Origin of the sequence: Chitinophaga sp. HK235 (assembly GCF_018255755.1) — a bacterium.
Taxonomy (GTDB): domain Bacteria; phylum Bacteroidota; class Bacteroidia; order Chitinophagales; family Chitinophagaceae; genus Chitinophaga.
On the sequence record NZ_CP073766.1, the window covers coordinates 6565560 to 6583415 of the forward strand.

Genomic DNA, 17856 nt, shown 5'->3' on the forward strand with positions numbered 1-17856 from the left:
GTTTAGGGTCTGTCGCTTATAAAAGTCAGGTTATCATAGAACCATACTTTCGATCCCTGCCATCCTCCTTTAAAAGTGCCATCGTACATTAGATAATAAACCTTTACATTCCGGGTGGCCGGGTCCCATTTAGAAGCAGCAGCTTCTGCCGGAGCAGGACTTAAAGCAGCATAACGGCCCCTTACAGGGTCAGGCTGTCCGAAGTAATTGGTTACACGGATGATCTGACCACTCCCATTTGGATCAAAATGTAATACCGGACAAAAATATCCGTACCAGTTCCAACTGTTGCTGGCAGTACTCCAGAATATATGTGCATTTAATGGTTTACCATACGGGTCAAGGCCGGAGTTCTTATACGCGTAGGCGTCTCTCATAATACAGGTAGAATCATCTATCGTCACCAGGTCGACAGTGGTGTTGCTAATAGCAACATTCTCCGCAAACTGATAGTCGGTCATGCCGCCGGGGCGGAATGAATAATAACCATCGTATTTGTTTCTGACAACCAGTTTGTAATACACATAAAACCTGTCGGCACTGATAGATAGCGGCTTGGGCACTTGAGCAATATTGTAGGCGACCATATATTTGTCGTCCGATTTTACATCGAGTGTATTCACCAGCAATTTAAAGTAGCCTACATTTTTACCTGCAGGTATCGTCACTTTTAAATTTTCGCTGACGATCGTGTTCTCCGGAAAAAAGCTCCAGTTCGTTCCTTTAGCGATGTTATATTTGGTAATGGCAGCGGTATCCCGTGCAAGCGTCACCGTTATATCCTGGTCTGAAATACCGGTAGTACTGCCGAGATAAACCGGGATAGTGATAGTATCTACCGCTTTAAGGGTAGAAGGCAACCGGTTGATCGTTTTCATACGACTATCTATCGATGTGGTGGCGCCATCATCCACAGGAGCCAGTTCCACGATTTTAGTGCCTGGAATATCCGACAGGGATGTGCCAAATTTATCTTTCATGCAGGACTGCACTGTTATTGCCAGGAGACTTATATATATCAGGTTAAAATGTTTTTTCATCTTTCAATGTTTTGTAAGTACATTCAAAATTATCTACCCCAGAATATTTTTTTGGTAAGTAGGTCTTCTCCCTGAGCCTTTACGTTAGCCGTATTGGTGGCATATTCCACGCTTGGATAAAATACTCTTTTGGGTAAAGCCGGCGCTCCGGGATATTTGGAACCATAAATGTAAGTGGGCCATCCGGTGCGACGGAAATCGGCGTAAGGTTCAAATGGATTGACCCCATTCATGGCAATCCACTTTTGAGATAAGATGGTTTGCAGAGGGTCGGTAGTCAGCTCTATATTGAAGTTGTTGACCTTGCCTGAAGTCTGCGCCATATAACCATTTGCGTCTGCAATAGCATCGTTGGGCTGATAGAAAACATTACCGGAAGGATCTGGCAAAGAGCCTTTGTATAAGTAGGTGAAGTTGGCACGAACCCCGTTTTTGTATAACTCTTTATAGTCCCCCGGAATCAGATTTCTATAAGCTGCCTCCGCTTGCAGGAAATAACTTTCGAATGACGTAATCATCGGAATAGGCTGATTGACATTCTTAATAATGCCAAAGCCGTTGGTGCCGGAGAAGCTACCATTTACGTTATCACCCCAGGACAAACCTGATAACGTATCATTATTAGCGGTAGGCACACCAAAATAAGCACCCTTAAAATGGTTCGGATTATTATCGTATGGGGCATACATTCTATACAGCCGCCAGTCGCCATAGCCATTGAAGCCATCCCAGTAAAAATTAACAGCGGCTGCATTTGCCCTGAAGTAGTTATAGTTGGACGTTTGCTGATTCTGGCTGATATTCCAGAATCTTTCTACCAGTGGATTGCCCTTTCCGCTTTGATTAAAAAATCCGGGGTTTACATTTCCTTCGTTTTGTACACTTGAAATGTAACCGTCAGCCGATGCACTGCTGAGCAAATGCTGTAATGCAGTGGCATAATAGGGTGGTTTGGTACCTAGCTGACTCACTCTGAGTATCAGTCTTAGCTGGAGCGTATTGATAAATTTAATCCAGTTGGCCTTATTCCCATTGTACATAATATCCCCTTTGGGCACGTTTCCTGTCCAGTTCTTAATCAGGTCTCTGGCACTATCCAGTTGCTGGTACAAATCATTGTAAATAGTGGCCGCATCGTCATACACAGGGGTAGGGTATTTATCGATCTGCAATGCCTGTGTGTAAGGAATATTTCCAAACAGGTCAATCAGGTTATGATAACAAACTACATTCATTGTTTTCACAATACCTCTGTAAAAGTTATTGCCATTGGCGTGTTGGTCAATATACTGCAAGTTTCCAAGATAGCCGTAGTAGCTGGTCCACATACCCTGGAACCACTTGTTGTCAAAGGTATAATTGAATACATATGAGTTCACAAAGGAACCGCCGCCGATAGTCCAGTAACCCATCCAGTACGACATGTCGTCTGATCCCATATTCTGTATGTAGGCGATGCTCCTTAATTGTGGAGACAACACCAGATCGATATCTACGTTGTTGGGATTATTGGGATTATTTTCATTTATATCAAAGTATGTTTTTGAGCAAGCTGACATCCCTGCTATCAACAACAGAACGAGTAAATATTTAGTTAATACTTTCATTTTGTAAAAGTTTCCTGTTGAAAAAATTAAAACCTGACGCTAACGCTTCCACCTATAAATCTTGTTGGCGGCGTTTGTGAAGTGTTCGTAGTACCGTCTGCGTTATAGGCGCCACCAAGATTAAATTCGGGATCGGTCCAGATATTTTCTGCTGGTCTCCACATAAACAAATTTCTGCCGGTAACCGCTACTGTAGCGCCCTTGATAGTTTTAAATCCGCTGAAAAGAGATGCTGGTAAGGTGTAGGACAATACCACTTCTCTGAGTTTCCAGAAGGCATTGCTGGTAACATAGGGTGTTCCCATGGTGCTATATGCCTGCCAGAACTGGTACACATTGGCAATTTGCCTGGATTTGTTGTCTACATAATGTCCGCTTCCGTCATCATAAACGGAATTAGGGAATACAAATCGTTGGCGATCACCATAGGTAGAGTGTTCAGAGGAACCGGTCCAGTCTAATGTTTGTCCGATCTGGTTAAACAATACACCGCCACCTCTGTAGTCCGCTACGATAGTGAGTCCGAAATTTTTGTAGGAAACGGAAGTCGTCAGGCCCAGGCGGTAGGGTTGAAAGATGGATCCCATGAACTTATAAGCTGCTGCACGTGTAGGGTAGCCGTTATGATCAACGATGACCTTTCCGGTGGCAGGGTCTCTGGAGAAATCGGTTACTTTTAAAGCCGGGAAAGCATAGCCTACTACTGCATAAGCGTCATTTGTCATCGATAAATCAGCACCATCATTAGGCAAGGAAATTACTTTATTGTTGATATAGGTGAAGTTGGCGCCCACATCCCATCTTAAGCCAGTGGATCTGTTATCAATGAGCGTTAATTTGATATCTGATTCAACACCGAAATTGGAGGTTTCTCCACCATTCACCAGCATAGCAGAATATCCTGTTGTGGGAGATACCTGAGTAGGAATCGTTTGGTTTTTTGTTCTTTGTTTGAAAACCGTTCCGGTAAAGTTAATTCTGTTTTTCAGGAAACTAAGTTCGATACCTCCTTCTATTTCCGTTGTGCGTTCATCTTTCAGATTGGGATTGGGAGCCATTGTATTTTTGCTATAGCCCACACTATTATTAAATGGATAATTAGACGCAACATTGAAGGAAGGAGTGGTCAGATAAGCTCCGTAAGTACTGATGGTGTTTAGATTTACCTGGCCTGTCTGGCTGTATGCGATTCTTACCTTTCCAAAATTCACCACGTCATTATCGAATAATTGCGGCAACACATCAGAAAGAATAAACGCCGCATCGGCTGATCCATAGGAGAATCTTCTGTTGGAAGCTGTCAGGATTGAGGTCCAGTCAAAACGATAGCTACCGTGTAAAAACAGGTATTTATTTATACCAAAAGATAAATCAGCAAATGCCGCCTGCTGATTTCGTTCCGCCTTGGCTTCGCCGGCAGTTTGCTGGCCAATATAGCTGGATACATTATAGAAGTCATTAAATGCGAGTGTGTTTGCATTAAAGTTTTCACTATTATATCTATCCTGTATAATGGAGTGTCCTAATAAGAGTTTTGAGTTGATATTTTTTGACAACTCCTTTTTAAATGTCAATAACAAATCGCCCGTTATACGTGATTCAAAGGTTGATCCACCGCCTGATGTAGGCAGTAACACCTTTCTGTTGGACGCCTGGGTACCACCCGGAATATTATAGGGATTGCTTTGCTCGTAGTCAGAGTATTTCCAGCCGTTACCGGTATTTTTATAGTTGTAGGCACTGTAAGTGTAACCGAATCGGTAACTGGCTTCTATATTGTCTGTTATCGCGAGCCTTGCTGCTACATTCCCTACAAACTTATTATCAGTGCTTTTTGTTCTGAAGTTATCCACGTTCCACCAGGGATTATCATTCCAGGCGTTGAAGTAGTTATCAGGAGAAGAGAAGAAACCACTTTTGAACCAGCCTAAATCAACGTGTGCCGGGGAATTCAGGATTTGGCTGTATATGGAGCCTCTGTTCCATACCTGGTCAGTGTTAGTATTGGTATAGCCCAACGCATAATCGAGGCTTACAATACTGTATTTAGTGCTCCCATTCAGTTTAAAGAAGTTTTTCGACAGCTTATTTCCCGGAACGATATCTGACCGGTCTGTTCGCTGGTAGGCTACATAAGTCGATGAGTTCTGAGTGGCGGTGCCCAGTGATAAATCATACTGTTTGGTAATGCCTGTCTGGAAAAAATCGGTACGTGATCCTTTTTTCGGCGAGTACGTGGTTTTTATCACGGTGTCTTTATAGGTACCGTCGTTGTAAAATATCCGCTTTGGTGTTCCTACTTCCACAGTACTTCCATCGTACTTAGGCCCGAATTGCTGATTTTCAAAGGGAACATTAACGGTTTGTCCTGTTACAGGATCTACATAGCTGGATTCGCCTCCCCAGCCACCATAGGTATATTGCAGATTCGGCAGTTTGGAAATACTTTCCCACTGTACGCTGGTTTTAAAGTTTACTTCTGTTTTACCAACAGCTGGTTTCTTAGTGGTAATAACCAACGCGCCATTGCTACCATTAGATCCATACAATGAAGCTGCAGCGCTGCCTTTGAGCACGTTTACACTTTCAATGTCATTGGGATTGATATTACTCAGAATATAAGGTGCCACAATTGCTCCGTCCAGCACAACAAGAGCAGCATTATTCCCGGTAATAGATCTGTTGCCGCGTAAGTTGATTTTATAGGAAGGATCCAGGTTGTTGTCCTGTGTTTGAATGGACAGGCCGGATACTTTACCAATTAACCCGGAAGTGGCGTTGATGTTTTCCGCCTGGTTTAATTCTTTACCACTGATAGTGGTAGCAGCATATCCCAGTTCCTTTGGCTGACGTTTGATGCCATAGGCGGTGACTACTATTTCCAGCTGGAGATTGTCCTTTTGTTTTAAGTGTACAGCAACGGGATCTTCGTTAACCACCGGTATTTCTACCGTTTCTGTTCCAATGTAGCTGAACACCAGAACTTTGGAACTGTTGGCAGGAACGGAAATTTGAAAACGACCATTCGCGTCTGTACTGGTGCCGAGTGGAGTGCCTTTGATCCTTATCGTTACACCCGTTAATGGTGCTCCTTTTTCATCCGTTACTACACCTTTGATAAGCAGGGATGACTGTTGATTAGCAGTATTACGATTAGGAGACTCTGATTTTAATACGATGATGTTGCGTCCTACAATAGAGTAGCTCAGTGGTTGTCCTTTTAAACAGGTGGCCAGCGCGTCGGATACAGGAACGTTATTGAGATTTACCGTGACAGGAGTGGTAGACTTCAGTACATCATCTTTGTAAAAGAAAACGTAGTCAGTCTGGCGCTCTATAGCCGCAAATATTTGCGGAATATTCAGTTTTTCTCCTTTCAGCGTAACGTTCTGTGAATACGATTTGGCGCTCAGTTGCATACTGACAGCCAACAGAAAAACAAAGATTGTTTTCATCTTGTATAGCGTTAGGTTAGGGCGTGCAAATAGCTGTATCCTCTCAAATACAGGGTTTAAGAAAATCATATTTTTTTGGTTGAGTAATGAGCAATAGACTTCGGTCTCTCTTAAATTCAAAAGCGCTTTTGTTAATTCAGTGATCCCTTTTCGATTGATCCCACCAGGGGAGTTATTGTTAATTTTTAATAATAATTGTGGAATTATTTATTTCATATTTGATATTATTCAGGTCTAATATTTTTAGGAATTCAGATAGATTCTCGTTGCGTTTTAATTTACCGGTGAATTTTATATCTGTGACATGATCTTCAAATTGAACATTTACATCATACCATCTTTCTATTTGTCGCATTACAGCGGAAAGGGGGACAGAAGAAAATTGGGTATAGCCGTTTTTCCATGCTATTATGGCATTCACATCTATCGTCTTATTGAGGTTCATTTCTCCTTCCCGGCTTATATTTACCTGCTGGTTAGGCAATAATACCTGTGATTGCGTGGTGCTGTGCGCGTGTACTCTTACTTTTCCTTCCAATAAGGTGGTACTTACAAACGGTTCATTGGAGTAGGAGTTAATATTGAATTTCGTTCCCAAAACTTCCACCCTATAGCCGGCATTGGCTGCTGATTTGTTATCTGCTTCAACAATAAATGGTACCGGTTGATCATGATTGCCTATCAGGTGCTTCACTTCAAAATATGCCTCTCCTGTTATATATACCTTTCGTTCCCCGGCAGGAAAAGCTACCGGGAATCTGATGGAGGAAGCAGCATTCAACCATACTTTACTGCCATCTGATAGCTGCAGAGAATATTGGCCGCCACGGGGTGTGGTGATGTTGTTATATAATATCTCTTCGTCTTTCTTTTCTTCTGCACTATAAATGATTTCACCGGTTTTAGTTTTTACGACACGCCCTGGTCCCTGCGTTGCAAGCAATCCGTTTTGGGCACTATCCAATACGATGGTTTGTCCGTTGCTCAGGGTAAGGGTAGCTTTGTTACTGCCACTGGTGATATTCAGATCAGATGGCGTTATGCGGGCCACCTGGGATAATGGCTTGTTGCCGGAATGGTGAACGTAATAATAGCCTGACAGGCCAACAAGTGCAGCGACCATGGCTGCCGATGCCCAGTGCCACCACCTGGAAAATGATACCTTTGGTTGTGTATTGGTTTCAGTAGCTACATCAGGTGTGTTGGAAAGTATTTCTCTTAATATATTTTCGGCATCTGCAATACTCAGAAATGTACTTATTTGTACCGGATATTGATCAATATCCTCAATGGTTTGGGCAATCAGCTCCTTTACCGTTATTTCATTTCCGGTAAGGGAAAATAATTCAAATAATTCCGATAGTTCTTCCTCGGAACAACTATCATTCACATACTTGTGGAATAACTCCAGCAATCGGTCCTGCATAAACGCTGATATAAGTGCCACTAAAAATATTAGACGCATGGCATTTATGCAAAGGGGTAGATAAATAAAAATATTTTTTTCAGAAAACTACGGTATTGTCTAAGGTGTTTGAAATCAATATATTAGCATCATTAGAAAGAACGTGGCTTTCATGAGGGTGTGGGGAGAATTCACCAAAATCATGTGTATAGTCGCAAACGCATAGGAAAATTACCAGTAAGAAACTTTGGTCGCGCAAAAAGGTTTGTACAATTTTGTTGGCGGCCATAATATGTTTCTTTACGGTTTCTTTGGAGATATTTAGTTGTGCAGCTATTTCATCATGACTAAATCCTGCTGTTCTGCTTAGATGGTATACATGTTTTTGCTGAGGGGTTAATAAACGGGCGGCCCGGGATAAAGTAGCCTGCAGGTCGCGCAACTTAATGGATTCTTCCGTACCACTATCCATATCGACGCTGTTTTCCTGAATCGTTCTGATAACTTTTACTTCCGCCTTCTTTCTTCTTAACTTACTATAAATATTGTTCCGCACCATGGTATGCAGGTAGGCGTCAAAGTTTTCAATTTCATGGAGCGACTCCCGGTTTAGCCAAATGGTCGTAAATACTTCCTGCAATACATCTTTGCTGCTAATGTCTGATTTCAATAGCTTTTGGGCAGCGAAATATACTTTCGCCCTATGTTTTTCAAATAATCTTACAAATGCAGTTTCGTCCCCCTCCGCTATTGCAAGCAAAAGCATTTTATCCTCCATTGTTAGCCAATTACTTAGTCGGGCTAAAATAGTGAAAATATATTTATAAGTTATTTATAAAGCCATTTCCTGATCCATTTGGTATAATGTGGCATTACCAGATAAACCATCAGTAGCACAATAACACCCGAAATGAAAAACGAATCAATAAATCGTATGTGGGGAACTTTCAGGAATCTTAATACCGGAGCTAAAATCAGCGGCATAATTGTGGTCAAAGGATAAATTGCCGACCATGTTACAAGAAACTGTTTCCATCGGACAGGTGGTTTTACTTTGTCTTTTTCCGGTGTGAACAAAAAATCCAGCCCGTTTTTTATATGGTAATTGTCATCTGTTACCAGGAGCGGACGGATTTTTTCAATGAAGCGTTTCCTGTCCGGAGACTCCATCCAGCGTTTCAGATGGTCTATTGTATCAAACCGTATGATGATGGTGTATAAATAGGTAAGACCAGGAATCGGGCGAATAATATGCCAGTCAATATGCCCAACAGTGCTTCTGCAAAGTGGACCGATTTCATTCAGCCATTCTTCATATTCCTGATGTTTTCCTTCGATAACCTGGTGTGATATAACCACCGTTGCACCGTCTTTTTCCATAAAAGAATGTATAATTATTAATTGTTATTTTATCCGAAATGGTTGATCTTTAGCTATAGATTCAAAAATATAAATTTTGAAATGATTATTGAGCATTAAAGCACATGAAATGAAGGATTCATAGGCCGGTAGTATAAACATAACAGTGTAAAATCCCCCAAACTGTATGAAAATAATAATTATAGGAGGCTCTATCGGTGGACTCAGCGCAGGTATTGCACTTGATTGCAAGGGATACGATGTTGAAATTTATGAACGCTCTGCAGGCCGTATGCAGGACAGAGGTGCGGGATTAGTTATTCAGCCGGACATGATGAATTATTTGCAGGAACACCATATTTCTGCAAAAGAAGTTTTTGGTGTGCCGGCGTATGAAAGACAAGTGCTGAATAGTAATGGTGATCCTTCTTACACATTCAAAAACGATACTTCATTCACCTCCTGGAATTACATTTGGCAACAACTCAAAGATCACTTTCCGGAAGACCGGTATTACTTTGGTCATCAATTGGAAACGATAGCGGAAAAAGACAATCATGTAGCGGTAACTTTTGCCAACGGCATTAGGAAAACAGCCGACCTGGTTATTGGTGCAGATGGTTACAGCTCTGTAACGAGAGCTCATTTTTTGCCGGAATCAGCGCCCGCTTATGCAGGTTATGTTGCCTACCGTGGGTTGATACCGGAAAGTAAAATGACCGATGAAGAAATTGCTTTTTTTGAGAATAGATTTTCCATTTATCCATACCGGCATTCTCACTTGCTTTGCTATATGGTGCCGGGTACAAAAGGAGAATTAAACAAAGGACAACGTTTATACAATTGGGTTTGGTATCTTAATAAATCGGAACAACAATTAAACGAAATACTCACGGATAAAGACGGCAAAAAGAGACTATATGCCGTGCCTCCTGCTTTCCTGAGCAGCAAATCCATCAACGACCTTCATCAACTTGCCAACGATGAACTTCCTGCAATTCTCAGGGACAGGGTCCATCAAACCGAAAATCCTTTTGTTCAGGTAATTGTTGACCTGGCTGTTCCCAAAATGTATAGCGGACGTATTGCGTTGCTCGGCGATGCGGCTTTTGTTGTAAGACCCCATACCGCTTCCGGCACTGCTAAAGCCTATCGTGATGCTATTGCACTGGCAGATTGTTTGTATTATCATAAAGATGATATTGACAGCGCATTACCTCACTGGAATGACCAACAAATAAGAGAAGCATCCCACCTCATACAGTATGGCAAACAATTGGCACTAAGAAGCGGGCTTGGAGGGAATATTTAAATCACGGACATCATTCGATAATTTTCTTCAGTTCAGCCGCCGGATGGTAATACCATTAACATAAGTGGTCATACAGCTTGCCTGATGAAAAGAGATAAAACAGGCATTGGGTTGTGGTTGGTGGATAATCCTTTTGGTGCGGCAGTGCTGGAAGTCTGATAGCTCCCGGCTAACTAACCGACAAAAAAACAAAGCCCTCAAATCGAAAGATTTGAGGGCTTAAAGCTCGCGAGGCGAAAGTTATGTTTAGTTTCCTGGTTCATAGGTAAGTTGCACAACACCCGATTTAAAAACATTGGTTTCAATCAACTTTAAACCTATTCGTTCCTTTATGTCTTCAAACAATGGTTTACCAGTTCCCAAAACTACCGGATGTACCGATATTTTATATACGTCGATAAGACCTGATTGTATAAATGTCTTGATAAGACTTGCTCCACCATATAGCCAGATATCTTTGCCTCCTTGCCGTTTTATTTCAGCAACCTGGTTAACTACGTCGGAACTTATGAATGTAGCATTGCCATCTTGTCTGCTTTGACGTGAAAAAACAAATTTCTTCTTTGAATGTATTCCTTGCCACATCTCTTTTTCTGCCGGACTGGTTGTTGTATCTGGTTGGAAATTCCCCCAGGCGTCATAACTTACTCTGCCGTAAAATATAGTGTCGATGCTTGATATAAAACTACCAAAATCCATATCATCATCCATAATGCACCAATCCACTTCCCCATTTGGCCCCTCAATAAACCCGTCTAAGGTAACGGCTAAATTCAAAATTATTTTTTTCATTCAGAATACTTTTTTACAAAAATACATACCTGGCCTTGTTTCTCTTTTGGAAAAAGGCGACAAAATTAAAATTGAGCGGGAGTAAGACCCGAGTGCCGTTTTATTTCATTCGTAAGATGTGCCTGATCATAAAAGCCACATTCAAAAGCTATATCTGATAAGCTTTTCTTTTGGTTTATATCGTTCATCATAGAAAGAACTGACTGGAAACGAATAATCTTTACATATTCCTTAGGTGTTAAACCAATATGAGTTTTAAAAAGCCGTTCTAATTGCCTGACAGTTGTAAAATTCCTTTTAGAAATTTCACGGATGCTTACATTTCCTTTGGAAATATGAATATCGTTCAGGACAGACTGAAGCGACTGGTTGATACTTCTTTTCCTATCTAAAAAATATCTGTTGAGGTAAGCATAGGGGGCTTTATTTATCTTTCCAATATCAAATGAATAGGGCAAATCAAATTCAAAAGTATGATTGGTTAATTCATTTTGTGGAGCATAGTTGTAAAAAGACGAAAACACAGCAGGTTTTAAACACACTCCTAACAGATGTGTGTTCCTGTCAATAAAACTATCCTTAAAAGTAGTCATTGCCCCTACCACGTATGTTTTACCATAGTCCATAGTAGTCAGGCCATTATCCGTTTTGCAGGGTTCCCCTAAATTTATAATTATCCCGGGACACCCATCAGGAAATATTCGCTCCCATTGGTCGTCGCTATCATCACCTTTCAATTCCCAGAAAGAATGGATATAGGTTTCTAATTCCGGGCAAGGTTGAGCCTCATTATGTTTCATTACTAAAACTAAATTGGTTATTTATAATCTGGATATGGAGCCGATATAGTGGCTCCAGGATAATTAGGCATTGTAAGATAACTATCTTAGAGGCGATCGCGCTGCGGGACGCTTCTGTTTTTCCGGATGTTCCATCAACCGCGACTAACGCTACTGTTATTATGGCTGCTGAACTTTCTCATTTTCCTATTTTATCAGTTACATTCTTTATTATGGCCACTGTTTCATCTATTTCTTTTTCGTTTAATCCTGCAAAGCCAAATCGTAGAGAATTCAAATGGTTTGTTCCATAACTATAAAATTCTCCATCATTCATGAACATACCATTAATTGCCACCTGTTTGGAAATTTCGGGTAAGGAAAAATCTTCATTGAATTTAACCCAAACCGCAAGGCCTCCTGCTGGCTTTGCAAACGAAACTACATTTCCCAGTTGCTCCTGTAGTTGATCACATAAACGGTTCCTTCGGGCACGATACAATTTTACTGATTTTTTTATATGCTTCTGCATTTCCCCGTTTTGCATTAAGGCAGCGAAGGCTCCTTCGAACAGGTAATCGTTTCTGTAATCCAGAATGGTTCTCACTAAAACCGCTTCCTGAATAAAATTGCCGGGAGCAATCATGTATCCTAAACGGACGGAAGTAGTGAGTGATTTGGTAAGTGAACCAATGTAAATGATATTCCCGCCATGATTCCCGCTTGCTAATGGCAATATTGGACTACCATTATAATGAAAATCATAATCGTAATCATCTTCAATCACCGGGAAATGGTATTTCCGGATTAAGTCCATCAATTTTATTCTCCTGTCAGTACTCAGTGTTACTGTTGTTGGATGGTGATGGTGTGGGATGATATATAAAAGGTCAGGTTTTTGAGTCTTACAGAATTGTTCAATAAAGTCTATTTTCATTCCATTTTCATCCATGGGAACTTTTACCAGTTTTGCGCCGAACTGCTCAAAAATCAGATTGGCCAGAAAGAAATTGGGCTCACCTACCAGCACAGTTGAGCCGGGGCGGAGTAAAATTTTGGCAGCTATATAAATGGCCATTTGCCCACCATGTGTTAGCAGGATATTATTGGTGTCAATATTTAATCCTCTGCTATCTGATAGATATTCTACCAGTGCAGATCGCAAACTCAATGAGCCCATTGGACTGCTTTGATTGGGAGTATGTCTGTGCGAAAAACTATGGAACAAACTACGGTATTCTCTCAGCAGCAGATCTATTGGCGCTATTCTTTGGTCCGGAAATCCGTCGTTGATCACCAAACGATATTCTGTGGATTGAGGAGCCAAAGCCGGGAAATCAATTATTTTTTTTACTTCAAAGCCGGTGTCCCTGGTGTAGGCAGACGTTATTTTGGATTTATTAAAATCCCTGGGATTTATCCGGGGTAGTTTTTCTGCGACCGTAACATTCTTTCTTGGCTCAATTTCAACCCAGGCCTGTGCTTCCAGTTCCTGATATGCAGCAACTATTGTTTTTCTGTGTACGCCAAGTAAAACCGCCATTTCGCGGGTTCCGGGCAAAGTCGCTCCTGGTTTAATAATACTGTCAAGAATAAGCTCCGTTAATTGATTGGATATTTGTTGATATAAAGGTGTACTGGTATCCTTGTCAAGTTTAAGCAGTGTCTTAAATGGAAGCATATGGACTACATTGAATGTTGAAACTGGCCCCCAAAGGTAAATGAATGCCTTTATAGTTTTGCGAGTGAATAGTAACTGATCACTATTTATTTTTTTATCTAAAAGGCATCCATGTCACGCCATGTTCTGTAATAAACTTAATAGTCTCGTCTTCCTGTTGCTTCCTGTAATTGTGCTAAACTCCTGTGGGAGTAAATCGCAGCATCAAACAGAAACCTCCGCGCCAAAGGAATTTCCGGTGTTAACTGTTGAAATGAAAAACACCAGCTTATACAGTGATTATCCTGCTACCATACAGGGTGTACAAAATATTGAAATAAGACCAAAGGTAGATGGTTTTATTGAGAAGATATATGTGGATGAAGGAGCATCTGTACAAAAAGGTCAGGTTCTTTTTAAGATAAATGCGCCTCAATATGAACAGGAAATGCGTACAGCGGCGGCCGCTATTAAAAGTGCAGAAGCGGAGGTGGGTACAGCCAGAATGCAGGTTGAAAAGGTTATTCCACTTGTTAAAGAGGAAATAGTCAGCAGCTATGAGCTGGAGACTGCAAAATTTATATTGCAAACTAAAGAAGCCGCGTTGGTACAGGCAAAAGCCAGTCTGGTCAATGCGCATATAAATATTGGATATACTACCATCCTAAGCCCTGTTGACGGAGTGATTGGAGGCATTCCTTATAAAACCGGAAGTCTGGTAACCGGTAGTTCCTTGCTACCGTTAACAACTGTGTCGGCAATAAAAGAGGTATATGCTTATTTTTCAGTTAATGAAAAACAATTCCTGTTATTCTCCGAAACACACGCTGGTATTACGCTGGAAGATAAACTGAAAAAGCTGGCGCCTGTTTCATTGATTCTTTCCACTGGGGTTGAATACAAAGAGAAGGGGCGTGTGACAACAGTGAACGGTTTGATAAATACGGAAACAGGGGCAGTCAGTTTCAGGGCAACTTTTCCTAATGCATTAGGGATAATAAGAAGTGGAGGAAGTGCCATTGTTCGTATGCAACAGGAGATCCCTAATGCATTGCTTGTACCTCAGAAAGCTACTTATGAAATGCAGGGCAAAAGGTTTGTTTATAAACTTGATGAAAAAAATACAGCCAATAGTACAGCGATAGAAGTTGTTGAAGGTGTACCCGGAGATTTTTTTGTAGTTCAGAATGGGCTGAAGGTGGGAGATCGGATTGTAGCATCTGGTGTAGCTAATCTGAAAGACGGAATTAAAATTAAAGCAACAACGACTTCATTACAATAGTATGTTACGAAAATTTATTGAGAATCCCGTACTATCTACGGTAATATCTGTTATTATAGTAATTCTAGGTTTACTGGGATTATACTCTTTACCTATTACCCAGTATCCTGACATAGCACCGCCTACCGTAGAGGTTACGGCAACCTATCAGGGCGCCAATGCGGATGCTGTTATGAAGAGCGTGATTATTCCGTTGGAAGAGCAGATCAATGGTGTGGAACATATGACCTATATGACTTCCAGGGCGAGTAATGATGGAACAGCTGTAATAACAATTACCTTTAGCCAGGATGCCAACCCGGATATGGCTGCAGTGAATGTTCAGAACAGAGTGAACAAAGCTATCAGCCTGATGCCAGCAGAAGTAGTGAAAGCTGGCATTAGTACAACAAAACGCTTAAGCAGCGAAATATTCAGTTTCCTGTTATACAGTGAAAAAAAAGAGTACGATCAAAAATTTCTGGAGAATTATCTCCGGATAAATGTATTGCCTAAAATAAAGCGGATAAGTGGGGTAGGAGACCTCTATATCTATAGTGGACAGGAATATAGTATGCGGATATGGCTTAAGCCTGATGTAATGGCATCCTATAACCTTATGCCTGCGGATATTATTGCGGCGCTCACGGAGCAGAATATTGAGGCGGCACCCGGTAAACTGGGCGAAAATAGTAACCAATCTTTCCAGTATACCTTAAAATACACTGGCAGGTTGGAAAAGCCGGAACAATTCGGCGACATCGTTCTTCGTTCTGTGGGGAACGGCCAGGTATTACGTCTTAAAGATGTAGCGAAAATTGAATTAGGCGCAGCATCCTACTCCAGTACTACTACAGCCCAGGGCTATCCTGCACCTTATATTGCCGTTAATCAGACGTCAGGCTCCAACGCTCATGATATCATTAACAAATGTGAGAGCATATTGGATGATGCAGCCAAAGAGTTACCCAAGGGATTGAAATTTACTGTTTACACCAATGCTAATGATTTTTTGAATGCTTCCATGGATAAGCTGGTACATACATTAATCGAAGCTTTTATGCTGGTATTTATTGTGGTATTCATTTTTCTGCAGGATTTGCGTTCAACGCTTATACCTGCAATAGCGGTTCCTGTTGCAATCATCGGTACTTTCTTTTTTCTGAAGCTGTTCGGTTTTACCATTAATCTGTTAACGCTATTTGCGCTGGTGTTATCAATTGGTATTGTGGTGGATGATGCTATCGTAGTCGTAGAAGCTGTACACGCCAAGTTGGATCAGGGTGCGCGTTCTGTAAAGAAGGCAACCATCAGTGCCATGCATGAAATCAGTACCGCCATTATATCCATTACTTTGATTATGACTGCTGTATTTGTTCCCGTTACTTTTATCACGGGTTCAGTAGGCGCCTTTTACAAGCAGTTCGGTTTAACCCTTGCCGTTGCTATTATCATTTCTGCGATAAATGCGCTCACACTAAGCCCTGCTTTATGTGCATTATTGCTAAAGACACATACCGCTAACCACATACCAGAAAGGAATTTACTAAAGCGGTTTTCTCAAAGCTTCAATACTGCATTCGCGGCTATGACAGCGCGTTATTCAGAAGCGTTGACGTTCCTTGCCAGAAGAAAGTGGTTGGCCATTGTGGCTGTAGGCGGATTCTCTATGTTATTCTGGTACCTGGCAAAAACTACCCAAACCGGGTTCGTACCTAATGAAGACAGTGGATTTATATATAGCAATATTATCCTGCCCCCGGCAGCCTCACAGCAACGTACAGAGGCGATTGTTTATAAGATGGACAGTATTGCCAGATCAATACCCGAAGTCGGCTTATCATCATTGGTATCCGGCCGCGATCTGATCAGTGGTGCCGGTGGTGCTTATGGATCTTTGTATGTTAAGTTGAAACCATGGAACGAGCGTACGCATAAAGGGCAGGACATCAATAGTATTGTTGGAAAACTGGTAGCGCAAACAGCTGGAATAAACGAGGCCAATATTATTTTCTTTACAGCACCAACACTGCAGGGATTTGGTAACAGCAGTGGCTTTGAGTTTCAGTTGCAGGATAAAACAGGCGGAGATTATCAGTCATTTGATAAAGTGATTCAAAAGTTCATGAAGGCTTTGCAGGAAAGACCAGAAATCATGTACGCAACAACGCCCTACAATACTAACTATCCACAGTTTGAAGTAAGCGTAAATGTTGCAAAGGCAAAAGAGGCCGGTGTGCCGGTTAATTCAATTCTGCAGACATTACAGGGCTACCTGGGAGGGATCTATGCTTCGGACTTTAACCGTTTCGGAAAACAATATAAAGTGATTATTCAGGCTGACGCGTTGCATCGGACTTCAGCAGAGGCACTTCAGGGTATTTTTATAAGAAATGGTAAGAACGTAATGGCACCTGTGTCTGAGTTTATTACACTTAAGAAGATCTATGGACCAGAATTCATCAATCGTTTTAACCTTTTTAACTCAGCCTATATAAATGGTTCACCCAATCCAGGCTATAGCTCAGGCGATGCTATCCGGGCCATTCAGGAGGTAGGGGCCACAACGCTGCCAAGTGGCTACGGATATGAATTTTCCGGCCTCACCAGAGAGGAGATTATAAGCGGTAAGCAAACAGTGTTGATATTTATTTTATCCATCGTATTTATTTATTTTTTATTGAGCGCCCGGTATAAAAGTTATATACTGCCGCTGTCTGTACTGCTTTCACTTCCTGTAGGGCTGGCTGGCGCTTTTCTGTTTGCCCGTTTATTCGGATTAGATAATAACATCTTTCTCCAGATCAGCTTAATCATGCTGATAGGGTTGCTGGCCAAGAATGCCATCCTGATAGTGGAATTTGCTGTAATGCACAGAAGGAATGGAGAAGGACTGGTACATTCGGCAGTAGCGGGGGCCACTACCCGTCTGCGTCCAATTCTGATGACTTCCTTCGCGTTTATATTCGGCCTGTTGCCTTTAATGTTTGCTACTGGTGCTGGGGCCATCAGCAACCGGTCCATTGGTACGGCTGCCGTGGGGGGCATGCTTATTGGGACATTGGTTGGGATATTTATTATTCCGGTTTTATTTATCATTTTTCAATCCCTGCAGGAAAGGATTGGTGGTCATCCTTCAAAAAAAATCACCCGGGAGTTAAGCCCTGTTTCAATTGACTGAGCGTA

At 41.6% G+C, this 17856-nt stretch carries 12 protein-coding genes; 3 read left to right on the top strand and 9 right to left on the bottom strand.

The window, feature by feature from the left end; all coding sequences use genetic code 11:
• Positions 1 to 2: 2 nt before the first annotated feature.
• The 6 genes from KD145_RS24970 to KD145_RS24995 all read right to left on the bottom strand — a co-directional run bounded on the left by KD145_RS24970 (position 3) and on the right by KD145_RS24995 (position 8887).
• On the bottom strand, positions 3 to 1040 hold the full coding sequence (locus KD145_RS24970) for a DUF1735 domain-containing protein (protein WP_212002556.1): 1038 nt from the start codon (positions 1038 to 1040) through the stop codon (positions 3 to 5).
• 29 nt (positions 1041 to 1069) lie between these two features.
• A complete protein-coding gene (locus KD145_RS24975) occupies positions 1070 to 2647 on the bottom strand; it encodes a SusD/RagB family nutrient-binding outer membrane lipoprotein (RefSeq protein WP_212002557.1) in 1578 nt (525 codons plus the stop codon).
• Positions 2648 to 2673: 26 nt separating this feature from the next.
• Positions 2674 to 6102 (bottom strand): SusC/RagA family TonB-linked outer membrane protein, encoded by a 3429-nt coding sequence (locus tag KD145_RS24980; protein ID WP_212002558.1) that lies wholly within the window; start codon positions 6100 to 6102, stop codon positions 2674 to 2676.
• A gap of 178 nt (positions 6103 to 6280) precedes the next feature.
• The gene (locus tag KD145_RS24985; protein WP_212002559.1) at positions 6281 to 7528 is read right to left on the bottom strand and encodes a FecR family protein; all 1248 of its coding nucleotides are present in this window, start codon (positions 7526 to 7528) and stop codon (positions 6281 to 6283) included.
• Between the two features lie 79 nt (positions 7529 to 7607).
• On the bottom strand, positions 7608 to 8285 hold the full coding sequence (locus KD145_RS24990; RefSeq protein ID WP_212002560.1) for an RNA polymerase sigma factor: 678 nt from the start codon (positions 8283 to 8285) through the stop codon (positions 7608 to 7610).
• A 50-nt stretch (positions 8286 to 8335) separates the two neighbouring features.
• Positions 8336 to 8887, bottom strand: coding sequence for an antibiotic biosynthesis monooxygenase (locus KD145_RS24995; RefSeq protein WP_212002561.1), 552 nt, complete (start codon positions 8885 to 8887; stop codon positions 8336 to 8338).
• A gap of 166 nt (positions 8888 to 9053) precedes the next feature.
• Here KD145_RS24995 and KD145_RS25000 point away from each other — a divergent pair, with 166 nt between their 5' ends.
• On the top strand, positions 9054 to 10178 hold the full coding sequence (locus KD145_RS25000) for an FAD-dependent monooxygenase (RefSeq protein ID WP_212002562.1): 1125 nt from the start codon (positions 9054 to 9056) through the stop codon (positions 10176 to 10178).
• Between the two features lie 246 nt (positions 10179 to 10424).
• Here the strand turns inward: KD145_RS25000 and KD145_RS25005 are convergent, their stop codons facing one another.
• The 3 genes from KD145_RS25005 to KD145_RS25015 all read right to left on the bottom strand — a co-directional run bounded on the left by KD145_RS25005 (position 10425) and on the right by KD145_RS25015 (position 13430).
• On the bottom strand, positions 10425 to 10970 hold the full coding sequence (locus tag KD145_RS25005; protein WP_212002563.1) for a dihydrofolate reductase family protein: 546 nt from the start codon (positions 10968 to 10970) through the stop codon (positions 10425 to 10427).
• A 65-nt stretch (positions 10971 to 11035) separates the two neighbouring features.
• Complete coding sequence (locus tag KD145_RS25010; protein WP_212002564.1) at positions 11036 to 11770, bottom strand: helix-turn-helix transcriptional regulator; 735 nt, start codon at positions 11768 to 11770, stop codon at positions 11036 to 11038.
• 178 nt (positions 11771 to 11948) lie between these two features.
• On the bottom strand, positions 11949 to 13430 hold the full coding sequence (locus tag KD145_RS25015) for a PLP-dependent aminotransferase family protein (protein ID WP_212002565.1): 1482 nt from the start codon (positions 13428 to 13430) through the stop codon (positions 11949 to 11951).
• A gap of 121 nt (positions 13431 to 13551) precedes the next feature.
• On the opposite strand from KD145_RS25015, the gene KD145_RS25020 reads away from it, so the two are divergent.
• Both KD145_RS25020 and KD145_RS25025 read left to right on the top strand, forming a co-directional pair.
• Entirely contained in the window at positions 13552 to 14691 is a 1140-nt protein-coding gene (locus KD145_RS25020) for an efflux RND transporter periplasmic adaptor subunit (protein ID WP_256441231.1), read from the top strand.
• 1 nt (position 14692) lies between these two features.
• Entirely contained in the window at positions 14693 to 17851 is a 3159-nt protein-coding gene (locus KD145_RS25025; RefSeq protein ID WP_212002567.1) for an efflux RND transporter permease subunit, read from the top strand.
• Positions 17852 to 17856: the final 5 nt, after the last annotated feature.